This window comes from Microbacterium sp. NPDC055442 (genome assembly GCF_053644215.1).
Map to the genome: position 1 here is coordinate 55,271 of NZ_JBSHLF010000004.1, position 17,121 is coordinate 72,391.

A 17,121-nucleotide genomic window follows, 5' to 3' on the forward strand; every position below is an offset into this window, starting at 1 on the left:
TCCGAAGTTCGGGCCCGCACTCAGCGCCACGTGCGTCGCGCGTCGCACCGAGAGGCCACCCAGCGCCACGCGCGTCGCGCTGCCTTCCGAGGTTCGGAATTTGGCGCGGGGTTCGGGGTTTCGCGCGGGGTTCGGACCCGATGCCGCCTGGCCTCCGTACTTCGCGCGACTCTCCGAAGTTCGGGCCGCACCCGGCGCCACGCGCGTCGCGTCAGCGGGGGATCAGCCGCCGAGGATCGCCTCGACGGGGCCGCGTGCGAAGTACACCAGGAAGCCGGCCGCGACGATCCACAGCAGCGGGCTGATCTGCTTGGCCTTGCCCGAGAGCGATCGCACGATGACCCAGCCGACGAAGCCCGCGCCGATGCCGTTCGCGATCGAGTAGGTCAGCGGCATGACGGTCACGGCGAGGAAAACCGGCAGGAGCACCGAGAACTCCGAGAAGTCGATGAAGCGGATCTGCGACATCATCAGCGCGCCGACGATGACGAGCGCGGCCGAGGCGACCTCGGTCGGCACGATCGACACGAGCGGGGTCAGGAACATCGCGACGAGGAAGAGCACGCCCGTGACGACGTTCGCGAAGCCCGTGCGGGCACCTTCGCCGATGCCGGCACCGGATTCGATGAACACCGTGTTCGACGAACTCGACGTGAGGCCACCCGCGACGGCGCCGATGCCCTCGACGACGAGCGCCGACTTGATGCGCGGGAAGTCGCCCTTCGCATCGGCGAGGTTCGCCTCTTTGGACAGCCCCGTCATCGTGCCCATGGCGTCGAAGAAGTTCGTGAACACGAGGGTGAAGACGAGCATGAGGGCCGCGAGCACGCCGATGCGCTCGAACGAGCCGGCGAACGCGTCGAACCCGACCTGTCCGAGCAGCGACAGGTCGGGCATGCTGACGATGGCCCCCGGCAGCTCGGGGACCGACAGGCTCCAGCCGCCCGGGTTGACGCCGTCGTCGCCGAACATGGGGCCGATCTTCCAGATCGCCTCGACGATGACGGCGACGACGGTGCCCGTGACGAGCCCGATCAGGATGCCGCCCTTCACCCTGCGTGCGACGAGGATGCCGGTCAGCAGCAGTGTGATGACGAAGATGAGCGTCGGCACGGTCGTGACCGACCCGTCGACACCCAGGCCGACAGGCGGCGACGACGTGCCGGTCGCCGTGACGAATCCGGCGTTGACGAAGCCGATGAAGGCGATGAACAGGCCGATCCCGACCGTGATCGCGAGCTTCAGCTGGATCGGCACGGCATCGAAGATCATGCGGCGCAGTCCCGTCGCCGCCAGCAGCACGATGATCAGGCCGTTGATGACGACGAGTCCCATCGCCTCGGCCCATGTCACCTGCCCGACGACCGACACCGCGAGGAACGAGTTGATGCCGAGCCCGGCCGCGAACGCGAACGGCAGACGCGTGACGAGACCGAACAGGATCGTCATGACGCCCGCCGTCAGGGCCGTCGTCGCGGCGACCTGCGTGAATCCGAGTTCGTCCCCCACGACGTCCGGCGAACCGGACAGGATGATCGGGTTCAGGATCACGATGTACGCCATCGCGACGAACGTCACGACGCCGCCGCGGATCTCGGCTCCGAGCGTCGAGCGACGCTTCGTGATCTCGAAGAACCGGTCGAAACCGTTCTTCGGAGTCGAGTCCGTGATTTCGGGCGCGGACGAGGGGGCTGATGTCATGTCGGGGACCTCCTCGGACAAGATATCGGCACTCGCACGACAACCGCATATCCGGATGCCGCGGCGGGCGTGCCGACCGAACGCACAGGGCTGCCGTAGGTAGGGTCGACAGCGCATGCATCGCCTCATCGTCGTCATCCTCGCCGCCGTCGACGCCCTCATCGCGGTCGCCGTCGGCCTCGCCGTCCTCCTTGCTTCGCTGACCCTCCTGTGGGCCGTCGGAATCGGGACGGGGGCCGACTGGGGCGCGCTCTGGCCCGCGAGCGCGACGATCTGGCAGCTCGGTCACGCCGTGCCCGTCGACGTGCTCCTGGCCGACGACTACCTCGCCGAGACGGGCATCGACGCCGCGGCCGCCGCGTTCACGATCTCGCTCGCCCCGCTCGCCTTCACGGCGTTCACCGCCATCTTCGCCGCGCGCTCAGGGCGCCGGGCCTCGCAGGCGGGCGCGTGGATCACCGGTGTCGCGACGGGGATCATCGTCTTCGTCGCCGCCGCCGTGCTCATCGCCCTGACGGGTCATCTCGCGCTCGCCGAGGTCGAGACGTGGCAGGCCGTGCTCTTCCCCTCGCTCGTCTTCATCGTGCCCGCGCTTCTCGGCGCCCTCGTGACGGAGTGGAGCGAAGCCGGCGACGGCGTCGTGGCGCGGCTGCGCGACCGCGTCGAGATGCTCTCGGACGGCTGGAGCGAGGTGCCCGGCTCGATCGCGCGCGGCACGGCGATCGTGTGCACGGGCCTGGTCGGGCTCGGCGCCCTCGCCACGGCCGTCGCCGTGGCGCTGGGCGGGGGCGAGATCGTCGCGCTCTTCGAGGCGTCGCACGTCGACGCGTTCGGCGCGACCGTCATGATGCTCGCCCAGCTGGCGTACCTGCCCACTCTCATCGTGTGGGCGATGTCGTTCGTGGCCGGTCCCGGTTTCTCGGTCGGGATGGACACCGTCGTGGGCCCCGCCGGCACGCAGGCCGGAATCCTGCCCGGCATCCCCGTGCTCGGCGCCGTTCCCGAATCCACGACGACGTGGCTGCTGCTGCTCGCGCTGCTGCCGGTCGGCCTCGGTGCGTTCGCGGGCTGGATCGCCCGCTCCCGGCTCGCGGCGGCAGGGGCAGCCCGGCGACCCGACGACGCACACGACCCGCTCGGGGCGAGACTCGTCGTCGCGGCGGGCATCGCGGTCGGCGCGGCCGCGATCGCCGCACTGCTCGCCACGCTGGCATCGGGCTCGATCGGCCCCGGCACACTCGCGTACGCCGGTCCCGAACCGGGTCCGCTCGCGCTGGCGATCGGGCTCGAGACGGCGCTGGGCGCCGGCATCCTGCTGCTCTCGCCCCGACCCCGTCTGCCGCGGAGCCGAACCGGCGAACCCGACACCGTTCGTGGACCCGCGCGTGCGGAGGATCAGGCGTATCGCGAGGCGATGTTCGCCGACGACCCTTCGGCGGGCTCAGGGACCGGGGGCGACCCTTCGGCGGGCTCAGGGACCGGGGGCGGCTCAGGGACCGCGAGCGGCTCAGGGGCCGCGGCAGGCTCAGGGGCCGAAGGTGAGGCAGGGGGCGGGGGTGCGGAGGAATCCGTGACCGAGCCGCTGGACCGGCTGCCCGAACGACCGCCGGTAGACTGACGGCGTGCTCACGGTCGCCGTCCTCATCTCGGGCACGGGGTCCAACCTGCGTGCGCTGCTCGATGCCGCCGCCGAACCCGGTTTCCCCGCCTCGATCGTCGCCGTCGGCGCCGATCGCGAAGCAGCGGGGTTCGCACATGCCGAGCAGTACGGCATCCCGACCTTCCTCGTGCCCTGGGAGAGCTACGACACACGCGAAGCGTGGGGAGCAGCGCTCGGCGAGCAGCTGTCGATCTGGAAGCCCGATCTCATCGTGCTGAGCGGTCTCATGCGGCTGCTGCCCGCCTCGCTCGTCGACGCGTGGGAGCCGCGCATCCTCAACACCCACCCCGCGCACCTGCCCGAGTTCCCCGGTGCGCACGGCGTGCGCGATGCGCTGGCCGCCGGAGTCGCGCAGACCGGCGCGAGCGTCATCGTCGTCGACACGGGCATCGACACCGGACCGATCCTCGCGCAGGAGCGCGTTCCCGTCCTCGACGGCGACGATGAGCACGCGCTCCACGAACGCATCAAGCCCGTCGAACGGCGGCTGCTCATCGACGTCGTGCGCCGCATCGCTGCGGGCGACCTCGATCTCGCCGCCGTGCGGCGCACCGCCGAATCCACCCCCTGACGACCACCGAGGAGTCCCCATGGCCGGCCCGAGCCACGATCCCGCTCTCTACCGCGAACGCGACGTCGTGCCGATCCGTCGCGCCCTCATCTCCGTGAGCGACAAGACGGGGCTGCTCGAACTCGCCGAGGCGCTCTCGTCGGCGGGAGTCGAGATGGTCTCGACGGGCGGCTCCGCCTCGCTCATCCGCGACGCGGGCTACGCCGTGACCGACGTGTCGGCCATCACGGGGTTCCCCGAGTCGCTCGACGGCCGGGTGAAGACCCTCCACCCCGGCGTGCACGCGGGCCTCCTCGCCGACATGCGCCTCGAGGACCACGAGCGCCAGCTCGACGAGCTCGACATCGCCCCGTTCGAGCTCGTCGTGGTCAATCTGTACCCGTTCGTCGAGACCGTCGCCTCGGGTGCGTCGGCGGTCGACGTGGTCGAGCAGATCGACATCGGAGGCCCCGCCATGGTGCGGGCATCCGCCAAGAACTTCGCCAATGTCGCCATCGTCGTCTCACCCGAGTCGTACCCCGCGGTCATCGAGGCCGCCGGGGCGGCGGGGACCACCCTCGCGCATCGCCGCGACCTCGCGGCGCGCGCCTTCGCGCACACCGCCGCCTATGACCGCGCCGTCGCGCAGTGGTTCGCCGAGGCGACCCTCGCCGACGAGGAGACCCTGCCGCAGCACCTCACGATCAAGGCCGAACGCCTCGCGTCGCTGCGCTACGGCGAGAACTCGCACCAGCGCGCCGCGATCTACACGCGTGTCGGCGGGCACGGGATCGCGCAGGCGACGCAGCTGCAGGGCAAGGAGATGTCCTACAACAACTATGTCGACGCGGATGCCGCCCTGCGGGCCGCGTTCGACATGGTCAAGCCGGCCGTCGCGATCATCAAGCACGCGAACCCGTGCGGAATCGCGATCGCGGCGCCCCAGGCGCTCGACCCCATCGCGAGCGCCCACCTGCGTGCGCATGAATGCGACCCCGTGTCCGCGTTCGGCGGGGTCATCGCGGCCAACCGCACGGTCACGCTGAAGATGGCCGAGAACCTGCGCGACATCTTCACCGAGGTCATCATCGCGCCCGACTTCGAGCCCGAGGCGCTCGAGGTGTTCCGGCTCAAGAAGAACCTGCGCGTGCTGCAGCTGCCCGCCGACTGGCAGCAGGAGCGCATGGATGTGCGGCTCGTCTCGGGAGGATTGCTGCTGCAGGACGCCGACCGGTTCCCCGACGACATCGACTCGGTCGCCGCGAACTGGGAGCTCGTCTCGGGCGAGCGGCCCGACGACGAGGAGATGACCAACCTCATCTTCGCCTGGAAGGCGTGCCGCGCCGTGAAGTCGAACGCCATCGTGCTGGCGAAGAACTCCGCGACGGTGGGCATCGGGATGGGCCAGGTGAACCGTGTCGACTCGTGCCGTCTCGCGGTCGAACGCGCCGGCGACCGCGCAGCCGGTTCGGTGGCGGCATCCGATGCCTTCTTCCCGTTCGCCGATGGGCCCCAGGTTCTCATCGACGCCGGGATCAGCACGATCGTGCAGCCCGGGGGATCGGTGCGCGATGAAGAGGTCGTCGACGCGGCACGGGCAGCCGGAGTCACGATGTTCTTCACGGGGGAGCGCCACTTCTTCCACTGAGTCGCGGACCGGACCATCGTGTCCGATTTCCGCGAGCCGGGTGTCCGGGAGCGTGTCAGGCTAGGGGTGTGAGCATCCCGGCCATGACGTTCGACGAACGGTATCGCGCGATCGATTCGCGCGATGCGCGGTTCGACGGCCAGTTCGTCACGGCCGTGCGCTCGACCGGGATCTACTGCCGGCCGAGCTGTCCCGCGCGCACACCGAAACCCGAGAACGTGACGTTCTACCCGACCAGCGCGGCCGCGCACGAAGCGGGATATCGGGCGTGCAAGCGGTGCCTTCCCGAGGCGGCGCCGGGCTCGCCGCGATGGGATCTGCGCGGCGACGTTGCGGGCCGCGCGATGCGGCTCATCGCCGACGGCGTCGTGGAACGCGAGGGCGTGCCGGGCCTCGCGCATCGGCTCGGCTATTCGCCGCGCCACCTGACCCGGCTCCTGGCGGCCGAGCTCGGCGCCGGACCCCTCGCCCTCAGTCGCGCGCATCGCGCGCAGACGGCGCGGATGCTCCTCGTCGGCACCGATATGCCGGCATCCGATGTCGCCCTCTCCGCGGGCTTTGCGAGCGTGCGGCAGTTCAACGACACGATCCGCGAAGTGTTCGGGATGCCGCCGCTCGCTCTGCGTGCGCGGCGGCGCTCCCTTCGACAAGCTCAGGGAGCGGTGGGACAAGCTCAGGGAGCGCGGGGACGAGCTCAGGGAGCGGGGGCGCGGCCCGAGGGGATGGGGACGGACGAGGGTTCCGCTTCGGACGTGCTCGGGGTCATCGAGCTCGTGCTGCCGCACCGCGGGGAACTCGACGCGCCGGGGCTCTTCTCCTGGATGGCCGCCCGTGCCGTCGACGGCGTCGAGGTGGCGACGGCGACGTCGTTCGGCCGCGCGGTGCGCCTCGCGGGCGGGCCGGCGTGGTTCGAGCTGGACATCGACGGTGCGGGGCGTGTGCGGCTGCGCGCGCGGCTGACGCAGCTGTCCGATCTGCCGTCGCTCGTGGCCCGCGCGCGTCGGCTGTTCGACCTCGACGCCGACCCGGTCGCCGTCGACGAGGCGCTCGCGCGGCATCCGGAACTGTCATCGCTGGTCGCGGGTCTTCCCGGCATCCGCGTGCCCGGTGCCGCCGACCCGCACGAGATGCTCGTGCGCGCCATGATCGGCCAGCAGATCTCGGTCGCCGCGGCCCGTACCGTGCTGTCGCGGCTGACCGCCGAGATCGGCGACCCGATCGACGGCGTCGGGCCGGCGACGCGTCTGTTCCCCACGATGGCCGCGATCGCCGAGCACGGGGCCGATGTGCTGCGCGGACCGGCGTCGCGCATCCGGGCCGTGACGACCGCGGCGGCCGCCCTCGCCGACGGATCGCTCACACTCACGGCGGGTGACGACGCCGGCGAACAGCGCGCCGCGCTGCTCGCCATGCCGGGCATCGGGCCGTGGACCGCCGACTACGTGCGCATGAGGGTGCTCGGCGACCCCGACGTCTTCCTGCCGGGCGACGTCGCCGTGCGAGCGGGCGCCGCCGCGACCGGCCTCCCCTCCGATGCGCCGGCGCTCACGGCCTGGGCCGCCCGCGCCGCGCCGTGGCGCAGCTACCTCACGGCGCACCTGTGGCGTGCTGTTCCACCCCGCCCCGTGCGATCTGCAGGACGCACGAGCCGGAACAGGGCGACAGGGCCGATCGAGACGACATCCGTCACACCCGATCCTGCACATCGCACGGAAGGACCCCGCTCATGACGACGATGCAGACCCTGGAGACCCCCGACGGCCCCTTCACGCTGCTCGCCGACGACGACGGCCGGGTGCTCGCCTCCGGATGGACGGCCGTGTCCGCGCAGATCCTCGACCGACTGCGCCCGTCCGCCCGCCCCGCGTCGTTCGGCACGGGCCGCACAGCGGCGGGGGAAGCCGTCGTCGCCTACTACGACGGCGACCTCGCCGCCGTGGACACCGTCGAGGTGCGGCAGCACGGCACGCCGATGCAGCAGGCGGGATGGAAGGCGCTGCGCGCCATCGCGCCCGGTCGTCCGCTCACCTACGCGGAATTCGCCCGCGTGCTCGGCTCTGCAGGCGCCGTCCGCGCCGCGGCATCCATCTGCGCCCGAAACGCACCGGCGCTGTTCGTGCCCTGTCACCGCGTGCTGCGCACGGGCGGCGCCATGGGCGGGTTCGCGTGGGGCGTCGACGTCAAGCGGGCGCTGCTCGACCGCGAAGCGAGCTTGCAGCAGTGAACACCCCGTTCTAAGCTGGTGGGCTGTCTCGTTCGCGGCACCACCCCTGAGGAACATGACCATCACCGCTGATCCCCGACGGTCGGACCTGTCCACCGCGAAGGCGCTCGCGCGGCTCGTGCCGTTCGCCCGGCCCGTGCTCCCTCGCCTCGTGCTGGGCGCCGTCAGCGCGCTCATCGCGAGCCTGCTGGCCCTCGCGATCCCGCTCGTGCTCGAGGTCGTCGTCGAGGGTCCCATCTCGACAGGTGACATCACCCAGATCATCTGGGGTGCCGCGGCCATCCTCGCGCTCGGTCTGTTCGAAGCCCTCATGGTCTGGGCGCGACGCTGGTTCGTGCTGGCGCCCGCGACGCAGGTCGAGTACGACCTGCGCACGGGCTTCTACGAGCGTCTGCAGCGTCTGCCGGTCTCGTTCCACGACCGCTGGCAGTCCGGCCAGCTGCTGAGCCGCATGATGCAGGACATCAGCATGCTGCGACGCTGGCTCGCGTTCGGCCTCGTGCTGCTCGTCGTCAACGCCATCACGATCGTCGTGGGCATCGTGCTGCTGTTCCGCTGGCACTGGATCCTCGGCGTCATCTTCATCGTCTGCTCGGCCCCGCTCTGGTATGCCGGGTACCGGTTCGAGAAGACCTACGGCACGCTCACGCGGCAGAGCCAAGACCAGGCCGGAGATCTCGCGACCTCGGTCGAAGAGAGCGTGCACGGCATCCGCGTGCTGAAGGCCTTCGGCCGGGGAAAGCACGCGCTCGTGAAATTCACGCGGCAGGCCGAGAGCCTGCGCGAGACCGAGATGAGCAAGGCGCGGTCCGTCGGCTGGATCTGGTTCTGGCTCGTGCTGCTGCCCGATATCGCGTTCGCCCTGTGCCTGGGGGCGGGCATCTACCTGACGCAGCTCGGCGAGCTGCAGGTCGCCGAGCTCTTCGCGTTCTTCGCGATGGCGACCGTGCTGCGCTGGCCGATGGAGTCCGTCGGCTTCCTCTTCTCGTTCCTGCTCGACGCGCGCACCGCCACCGATCGCATCTTCGAGGTGTTCGACGAGCCGAATCCGATCGTCGATCCGGCTGCGCCCGTCGCGATCGCCGAGCCGCGGGGCGAGCTCGCCTTCGAGGGTGCGCACTTCCGGTATCAGGATGCCGCAGCCCACGAGCGCGACCTGCTCGACGGCATCGATCTCGTGCTGCGCCCCGGCGAGACGATGGCCCTCGTCGGGCTCACGGGGTCAGGCAAGACGACCCTCACGACCCTGCCCGCGCGCCTGTATGACGTGACGGCGGGGCGCGTGACCCTCGACGGGATCGACGTGCGCGACCTCAGCCTGGTCGACCTGCGGCGGAGCATCGGCATGGCCTTCGAAGACGCGACGCTGTTCTCGCAGTCGGTGCGCGACAACGTGCTGCTCGGACGCGAAGACCTCGCACCCGGGTCGCCCGAGGCCGAGCGCGTCCTGCGCGAAGCGCTCGGGGTGGCGCAGGCCGGCTTCGTCGAGGACCTTCCCGACGGCGTCGACACGGTCGTCGGCGAAGAGGGGCTGTCCCTCTCGGGCGGGCAGCGCCAGCGACTCGCGCTCGCGCGTGCCGTCGCGGCACGGCCCGCCGTGCTGGTTCTGGACGATCCCCTCTCGGCGCTCGATGTCGACACCGAGGCGCTCGTCGAAGACGCGCTGCGCGAGATCATGCACGACACGACGACTCTCGTGGTCGCGCACCGCCCCTCGACCGTCATGCTCGCCGACCGGGTCGCCCTGCTCGAGGCGGGCCGCATCACCGCCGTCGGGACCCACTCCGACCTGCTGCGTGCGAACGACCATTACCGCCACGTCATCTCGAGCCTCGAAGACGAACAGACGCAGCTGCGCGAGCTCAGGTTCGAACCGTACGGCTCGGGCCAGGAACCGGAGGCGAACGCGTGAGCACCGTCGTCGGAACGAGCGGCGAAGACCGCTCCGATTACACGCGCGAAGAGAGCCGCGCTGTGCGCCGCCGCTCGCTGCGCCTGCTCGGTTCGCTCGTGCTGCCCGTGCGCGGACAGCTCGTGCTCGCGGCGGTCGTGCTGGTCATCTCGACCGCGCTGCGCGTCGCGGGTCCCGCCCTCATCGCGGTCGGGGTCGACAGCGCCCTGCCCGCCGCCGTCGACCGGATGGACTGGATGCCGACGGTCCTCGTCGTGCTCGTGTACCTCGTCACCGCGATCGGCGGTGCGGCGCTCATCGGCTGGTACGTCGTCGTGACGGCACGGCTGACGCAGGCGATCATGCTGGATCTGCGCAAGCGGATTTTCCTGCACACGCAGAAGCTCAGCCTCGAGTTCCACGAGTCGTACACGTCGGGCCGCATCATCTCCCGGCAGACGAGCGACCTCGACACGATCCGCGAACTGCTCGACGGCGGGCTCAACGAGCTCGTCTCGGGCATCCTGTACGGTGCCTTCACACTCGTCATGCTGCTCATCTGGGACTGGCAGTCCGGGCTGATCCTGGTCGTCATGGGCATTCCGCTGTATCTCCTGATGCGCTGGTTCTACCTGCGCTCGCAGCGGGTCTATCGCCAGTCGCGCGTCATCAGCGCGAAGGTCATCGTGAAGTTCGTCGAGACGATGACCGGCATCCGCGCCGTCAAGGCGTTCCGCAAAGAGGTGCGCAACGACGACGAGTTCGGCGAGCTGTCCGGCGACTATCGCGAGATCAACATGCGCTCGATCCGCCTCTTCGGCACCTTCGAGCCGGCGCTCATGGCGGTGGCATCCGTCACGCTCGCCGTCGTCGTCGCGTGGGGCGGGTTCCGCATCGTCGACGGCACCCTCCTCGTCGGCACGCTGCTGGCAGCCGTGCTGTACGTGCGCAACTTCTTCGCGCCGCTGCAGGAGGTGGCGTTCTTCCTCAACTCCTACCAGTCGGCCACGGCGGCCCTCGAGAAGGTCTCCGGCGTGCTCGAAGAGGAGCCGACGGTCCCCGACCCGACGCAGCCGGTCGACCTGTGGGAGTCGCGCGGCCACGTGCGGTTCGACGACGTCGTGTTCGGGTATTCCGGTGAGCGCACCATCCTCCCCGGCTTCTCGCTCGACATCCCGGGCGGGCAGACGGTCGCCCTGGTCGGCACGACGGGCGCGGGCAAGTCCACGCTCGCCAAGCTCGTCTCGCGGTTCTACGATCCGACGCGCGGACGCGTCACGCTCGACGGGGTGGACCTGCGCTCGCTGCATCCGAAGGACCTGCGCCGGGCGATCGTCATGGTCACGCAGGAGGCGTACCTCTTCAGCGGCACCGTCGCCGACAACATCGCACTCGGAAAGCCCGACGCGACGCTCGACGAGATCCGGGCGGCGGCCCGCGCGGTCGGCGCGGACGCCTTCATCGAGAAGCTGCCCGACGGCTATGCGACCGACGTCAACAAGCGCGGGGGACGGGTGTCGGCCGGACAGCGCCAGCTCATCTCGTTCGCCCGCGCGTTCCTCGCCGACCCCGCCGTGCTGATCCTCGACGAGGCCACCGCGTCGCTCGACATCCCCTCGGAGCGGATGATCCAGGACGCCCTGCAGACGCTCCTCGCCGATCGCACCGCGATCATCATCGCGCACCGCTTGTCGACCGTCGCGATCGCCGACCGCGTGCTCGTCATGGAGCACGGCCGCATCATCGAAGACGGCACCCCCGATGACCTCATCGCGGGCACGGGCAAGTTCGCGCAGCTGCACGCCGCGTGGCGCGAATCCCTCGTCTGAGAGCGGATGCCGCGACCCGGCCGTCGCGCGTGAACCTCGGCATCCGACAAACGTCGCGCGGGTGCTGTCAGACGCGAGACGCGCGCACCGTGATTCGGCTGGACCTGCTCCCTAGGCTCTCACCCGTGAGTCGACCGCTCCGACGAAGGTGTCATGCCATGGCGCGTGCGGGTCACAGCCCATTCGAGCCGAAAGTGGAGACCATGACCAGTACCCGAACTGCGGTCGCTCCGAGGCGGCGCTGGGGGGCGATGCTCACCGCATCGACCCTGGCGGCGTCCCTCGTGGCCCTCGCGCCCCCCGCCGTCGCCCTGGCGGCCGAGTCCGAGGTGGGCTCATCGACCGTCGTGCCCATGCAGATCACCGGTGATGATGCAGAGCGCTTCTCGCTGGTGATCATGGGTGACGGCTACACCGCCGACGAGCAGCAGAAGTTCTACGACGAGGTCGAGGTGCACCTCGAGACGATGTGGAGCATCGAGCCCTTCAAGAGCTACCGCAACCACTTCAACGTCTACGCGATCGGCATCGTCTCGGGCGAGTCGGGCATCAGCTGCGACCGCACCCTCGACGCCCCGCGCCGCAACACGCCGCTCGGCATGTCGTTCTGGGGCGGATGCCGCGCCTCGAGCGTCGAGCGCCTCATCACGATGAACAACTCGGCGGCGCAGCGGTACGCCGCGCAGGCGCCGAAGGTCGACCAGATCCTCGCGCTCGCCAACAGCGACACCTACGGCGGCGCGGGCGGCGCCTACGCGACGGCCAGCGGTGGGAACCCGCTGTCGGCGCTCATCTCGCCCCACGAGATCGCCCACTCGCTCGGTGGTCTGCAGGACGAGTACGACTACTACACGCGCGGCATCACGACCGGTGACTACACCGGCCGCGAGCCGAGCTCGGCGCACCACACGCTCCAGACGGCCGAGCAGATGGCCGAGCAGAAGACGAAGTGGTGGCGCTGGCTCGGCGAGGAGAGCGAGTCGGGTGGCATCATCGACGTCTACGAGGGCGGCATGTACTACTCGACGGGCATCTACCGTCCCAGCCAGCACTCGATGATGAAGTCGCTGGGCTACCAGATGGACCAGGTCAGCCGCGAGATCATGACCGAGAAGGTCGCCGGCCGCGCGCCGCTCGTGCCCGCGTCCACCTCCACCGACGCCGCCGTCGCGCCCAACCAGGTGCTGTATGTCGAGACGTCCCACCCGGTCTACCACGAGAACGACGTCACCTGGGCGGTCAACGGCGAAGCGGTCGACAACCCCGCGAACCTGCGCACGCTCGACCTCGGCAAGCTCGGCGTGAAGGCCGGCGACACCGTGACGGCGACCGTCGTCGACAACACCGAGTTCATCCGCGACCCCGCGATCCGCGCCAAGTCGTCGATGACGCAGACGCGCACCTGGACCGTGGGCTCGGGCACCGCCAACGGCGGCACGGTCCGCCCCGGCATCACCGAGGCGTTCCCGACGTTCAAGCCCGCCGGTGCGGACGACATCCTGTACGTCAACACGACGCACCGCACCGACCGCGCGTTCGACATCACGTGGCGCGTCGACGGCGAGGTCGTCGCGACGCCCGCCGGCAAGAACACGTTCGACCTGGGCGCGCTCAACCTGAGCGGTGCGCACGAGGTCTCGGCGACCGTCTCCGACCCGGGCAACTCCGGTGCCGGACGCGTCGTGCAGGAGTGGGACGTCGACGCATCGGGCCCGACGGTCGAGGCGACCGTGACGGCTCCGATCTCGACCACGACCGGCGCCAACGGCGAGCCGCACTACATCGTGAACGAGTCGTTCGGGATGAAGCTCGTCGCGACCGACGACCGCGAGGGTGCGCTCATCTCGGAGTTCCGCCTGAACGGCGACGGCTGGCACAACTACTACGGTTCGCCGACCAACCCCGAGGACCCGTTCGTCTTCACGCCCACCGGCACGAACGTCGACGACCTCATCTACGGCAGCCTCGGTTCGGCCGGCATGTCGCACTCGCCGTTCCAGGAGACCGAGCCGGGCTACGGCACGCACCGTGTCGAGTACCGCGCGACCGACGCGTCGGGCAACATCGGCCCCGTGAAGGCGTTCACCGTCACGGTTCTCGGTGGCGATGACGCCGACAACCGTCAGGTCATCACGACCGAGGTCACCGGCGGCGCCCTGTCGCTCGCGATCGCGAGCGACGAGCCCGTCGTGCTCGACGGTGTCGCGCTGAACGGTGCGGACCAGACGGCGACCGGTGCTCTGCACGACGTCGCGGTCCGCGACTCGCGCGGTACCGCTGCGGGCTGGGACCTGACCGGCGAGGTGTCGGACTTCACGAGCGGCTCCGGCCTCATCGTGGCGGAGAACCTCGGCTGGGCGCCGCGCGCGGAGGCCGTCGAAGGCGACCTGCCGCAGGCCCCCGGCCAGTCGAGCAAGGTCACGCCCGGAAACGTCGCCGTCCCCGGTTCGGGCATCGGCGTTCCCTCCACGCTCTGCGAGTCGCCCGCGGGCAACAGCGCAGGTGCGTTCGTCTGTGGCGCCGACCTCACCCTCGGCGTCCCCGGGTCGACGCGTGCCGGCACCTACGCCGGTGTGCTGACGCTCACGCTCATCTGAGCGGATCCCCCCAACGGACGGGCCCCGGAGCACATGCTCCGGGGCCCGTCCTCGTCTTGTATGCGCGGACATCGGGGCACGCCGAGGCGGGCGGATGCGGCCGGGTGCCGGCATCCGAAAGGGTCCTCGAAAGGATCGCGGACGACGACCGTCTCGCGAAGTGGGGGATGCCGGGTCTAGAGGCCGAATTCGGCGATGACCTCGCCGTACTCCGTCTCGCCCACGGGCGTGAAGCCGACGCGGCGGAAGAACGCCTCGGGGCCGCCCTCGCCGGCTTCGTAGATCACCGTGACGCGGCCCATGCCGCGGGAGCGCGCCTCTTCGAGGAGCTGCTCGACGGCGAACCGGCCGACGCCGCGGCCCTGGTCATCGGCGTCGACGTTGATGCGCCACAGGATCGACTGGAAGTGCTCGATGGGCGCCTCGGGGTCGAAGCTCGCGCTGACGAAGCCGACGACCTCGTCGTCGTCGCCGTCGAGGACGACGCGCTGCCACGTCGTCTGCGGATTCACGACGGTCGCTGCGATCCCGTAGCTCACCGGCGCGAGGAACTGCTCCTGGCCGGGCTTGAGGGACATGTTGTTGACGGCGACGATCGTCGCCGCTGACAGTTCGACCAATCGCAGATCACCCATAGACGACAGGCTAACCGCATTCTCGGTCGCGGGTCACGCATCCGTCGTCACATCCGTGCGAAGACGGCGCAGATTATCTTGATATCGAGATATCTCGATGGTTTGAGGTAGCCTGGAATCTTGACTGAAGACCTGAATCCCGACTGAACGAAAGACGTGACCGGTGACAGATTCGACCATCATCTACACCTACACCGACGAGGCTCCGGCGCTCGCGACGGCATCGTTCCTGCCGATCGTCAAGGCCGTCACCGGCCGGGCGGGCGTCGACGTCGAAACGCGCGACATCTCTCTGGCAGGCCGTGTCCTGGCGGCGTTCCCGCAGGCGCTCGCGCCCGAGCAGCAGGTCGGTGACGCCCTGGCCGAGCTCGGTGGCCTCGCGACGCTGCCCGAGGCCAACATCATCAAGCTCCCGAACATCTCGGCGTCCATCCCGCAGCTGAAGGCCGCGATCGCCGAGCTCCAGGCCCAGGGCTACGACGTCCCGGATTACCCCGACGAGGCCACGACGCTCGAAGAGAAGGACGTCCGCGCGCGGTACGACCGCATCAAGGGCTCGGCGGTGAACCCCGTGCTTCGCGAGGGCAACAGCGACCGTCGTGCGCCGCTGTCGGTGAAGAACTACGCGCGCAAGCACCCGCACCGCAACAAGCCGTTCGCCGAGGGATCCAAGACGCGCGTCGCGACGCTCGGCCACGACGACTTCAAGGCGAACGAGACGTCGGTCCTCATCGAAGCCGACGATGTGCTGTCGATCCAGCACGTCGCCGCCGACGGCAGCGTGACCCCGCTCAAGACCGGCCTGAAGGTGCTCCCCGGCGAGATCGTCGACGCGACCTTCCTGTCGGCCAAGGCGCTCGACGCCTTCCTCGCCGAGACGCTCGAGACGGCCAAGGCCGACGACGTGCTCTACTCGGTGCACCTGAAGGCCACGATGATGAAGGTCAGCGACCCGATCATCTTCGGCCACGTCGTGAAGGCCTACTTCGACGACGTCTTCGAGCGCTACGGTGCCGAGCTCGCCCAGGCGGGGTTGAGCCCGAACGACGGCCTCGGTGCGATCCTCGCGGGTCTGCCGGCCCTCGAGCGCGGCGAGGAGATCGCCGCCGCCGTCAAGGCCGACCTCGAGAACGGCCCGCGGCTGTCCTACGTCAACTCCGACAAGGGCATCACGAACCTGCACGTGCCCTCCGACGTCATCGTCGACGCGTCGATGCCGGCGCTCGTGCGCAACGGAGGAAAGCTGTGGGGCGCCGACGGCGGCGAAGCGGACACGCTCGCGGTCATCCCCGACTCGTCCTACGCGGGGGTCTACCAGACCGTCATCGAAGACGTCATCGCGCGCGGCCCGCTCGACCCCGCGACGATCGGCACGGTGCCCAACGTCGGTCTCATGGCCCAGGCGGCCGAGGAGTACGGCAGCCACGACAAGACGTTCGAGATCGAGGCGCCCGGCGTGGTCCAGGTGCTCAGCGGCACCGGCGAGGTGCTGCTCTCGCACGAGGTCGAGGCGGGCGACATCTGGCGCGCGACGCAGACGAAGGACATCGCGATCCGCGACTGGGTCAAGCTCGCCGTCACGCGCGCGCGGGCGACCGGCTCGCCGGCCGTGTTCTGGCTCGATGAGAACCGCGCACACGACGCCGCGCTCATCGAGAAGGTGAAGACCTACCTCGCCGATCACGACACGACGGGCCTCACGATCGAGATCCTCGCGCCCGCCGAGGCGACCCGGTATTCGCTGGACCGGCTGCGCAAGGGCGAGGACACCATCTCGGTGACCGGCAACGTGCTGCGCGACTACCTCACGGACCTCTTCCCGATCCTCGAGGTCGGCACGAGCGCCAAGATGCTCTCGATCGTGCCGCTCCTCGCGGGCGGCGGCCTCTTCGAGACCGGTGCCGGCGGATCGGCGCCCAAGCACGTGCAGCAGCTGCTGGCCGAGAACTACCTGCGCTGGGATTCGCTGGGCGAGTTCTTCGCTCTCGCGGCCTCGCTCGAGCACCTCGCGACCGTGACGGGCAACGTCAAGGCGCAGGTCCTCGCCGATACGCTCGACGCCGCGACGGGGACCTTCCTCGAGAACGACAAGTCGCCGGGCCGTGCGCTCGGCACGACCGACAACCGGGGCAGCCACTTCTACCTCGCGCTGTACTGGGCACAGGAGCTCGCGAACCAGCAGGCGGACCCTGAGCTCGCCGCGGCCTTCGCACCCGTCGCCGACGCACTCGCGTCGGCCGAAGACGATATCGTCGCGGAGCTGCTCGCCGTGCAGGGCGCGCCCGCCGAGATCGGCGGCTACTACCGCCCCGACACCGAGCTCGTGACCGCCATCATGCGGCCGTCTGCGACGCTCAACGCGATCATCGACGGGATCTGACCCGCC

General features: G+C 70.0%; 11 protein-coding genes. 9 read left to right on the top strand and 2 right to left on the bottom strand.

Annotated features, from left to right (window positions below; translation table 11 throughout):
• Window positions 1-222: 222 nt before the first annotated feature.
• Complete coding sequence (locus ACWIBS_RS10080) at window positions 223-1,701, bottom strand: NCS2 family permease (protein WP_376128770.1); 1,479 nt, start codon at window positions 1,699-1,701, stop codon at window positions 223-225.
• Between the two features lie 115 nt (window positions 1,702-1,816).
• Here ACWIBS_RS10080 and ACWIBS_RS10085 point away from each other — a divergent pair, with 115 nt between their 5' ends.
• The 8 genes from ACWIBS_RS10085 to ACWIBS_RS10120 all read left to right on the top strand — a co-directional run bounded on the left by ACWIBS_RS10085 (window position 1,817) and on the right by ACWIBS_RS10120 (window position 14,100).
• Entirely contained in the window at window positions 1,817-3,319 is a 1,503-nt protein-coding gene (locus ACWIBS_RS10085; protein ID WP_376128768.1) for a cell division protein PerM, read from the top strand.
• A 4-nt stretch (window positions 3,320-3,323) separates the two neighbouring features.
• On the top strand, window positions 3,324-3,932 hold the full coding sequence (gene purN, locus ACWIBS_RS10090) for a phosphoribosylglycinamide formyltransferase (protein ID WP_376128767.1): 609 nt from the start codon (window positions 3,324-3,326) through the stop codon (window positions 3,930-3,932).
• Between the two features lie 19 nt (window positions 3,933-3,951).
• Window positions 3,952-5,559 carry a bifunctional phosphoribosylaminoimidazolecarboxamide formyltransferase/IMP cyclohydrolase gene (gene purH, locus ACWIBS_RS10095; RefSeq protein WP_376128765.1) on the top strand — a complete coding sequence of 536 codons (1,608 nt, stop codon included), beginning with the start codon at window positions 3,952-3,954 and terminating at the stop codon, window positions 5,557-5,559.
• An 83-nt stretch (window positions 5,560-5,642) separates the two neighbouring features.
• Window positions 5,643-7,289, top strand: a complete 1,647-nt coding sequence (locus ACWIBS_RS10100) for an Ada metal-binding domain-containing protein (RefSeq protein ID WP_376128763.1) — start codon at window positions 5,643-5,645, stop codon at window positions 7,287-7,289.
• Entirely contained in the window at window positions 7,286-7,783 is a 498-nt protein-coding gene (locus tag ACWIBS_RS10105) for a methylated-DNA--[protein]-cysteine S-methyltransferase (protein ID WP_376128761.1), read from the top strand. Before ACWIBS_RS10100 ends, ACWIBS_RS10105 begins: the two co-directional genes overlap by 4 nt.
• Window positions 7,784-7,838: 55 nt before the next feature.
• A complete protein-coding gene (locus ACWIBS_RS10110; protein ID WP_376128759.1) occupies window positions 7,839-9,695 on the top strand; it encodes an ABC transporter ATP-binding protein in 1,857 nt (618 codons plus the stop codon).
• On the top strand, window positions 9,692-11,503 hold the full coding sequence (locus ACWIBS_RS10115; protein ID WP_376128757.1) for an ABC transporter ATP-binding protein: 1,812 nt from the start codon (window positions 9,692-9,694) through the stop codon (window positions 11,501-11,503). The genes ACWIBS_RS10110 and ACWIBS_RS10115 overlap by 4 nt, the downstream gene beginning before the upstream one ends.
• 203 nt (window positions 11,504-11,706) lie before the next feature.
• On the top strand, window positions 11,707-14,100 hold the full coding sequence (locus ACWIBS_RS10120) for a M64 family metallopeptidase (RefSeq protein WP_376128756.1): 2,394 nt from the start codon (window positions 11,707-11,709) through the stop codon (window positions 14,098-14,100).
• 176 nt (window positions 14,101-14,276) lie between these two features.
• Here the strand turns inward: ACWIBS_RS10120 and ACWIBS_RS10125 are convergent, their stop codons facing one another.
• On the bottom strand, window positions 14,277-14,735 hold the full coding sequence (locus ACWIBS_RS10125; protein ID WP_376129151.1) for a GNAT family N-acetyltransferase: 459 nt from the start codon (window positions 14,733-14,735) through the stop codon (window positions 14,277-14,279).
• Window positions 14,736-14,898: 163 nt separating this feature from the next.
• Here ACWIBS_RS10125 and ACWIBS_RS10130 point away from each other — a divergent pair, with 163 nt between their 5' ends.
• The gene (locus ACWIBS_RS10130) at window positions 14,899-17,115 is read left to right on the top strand and encodes an NADP-dependent isocitrate dehydrogenase (RefSeq protein WP_376129153.1); all 2,217 of its coding nucleotides are present in this window, start codon (window positions 14,899-14,901) and stop codon (window positions 17,113-17,115) included.
• Window positions 17,116-17,121 lie beyond the last annotated feature (6 nt).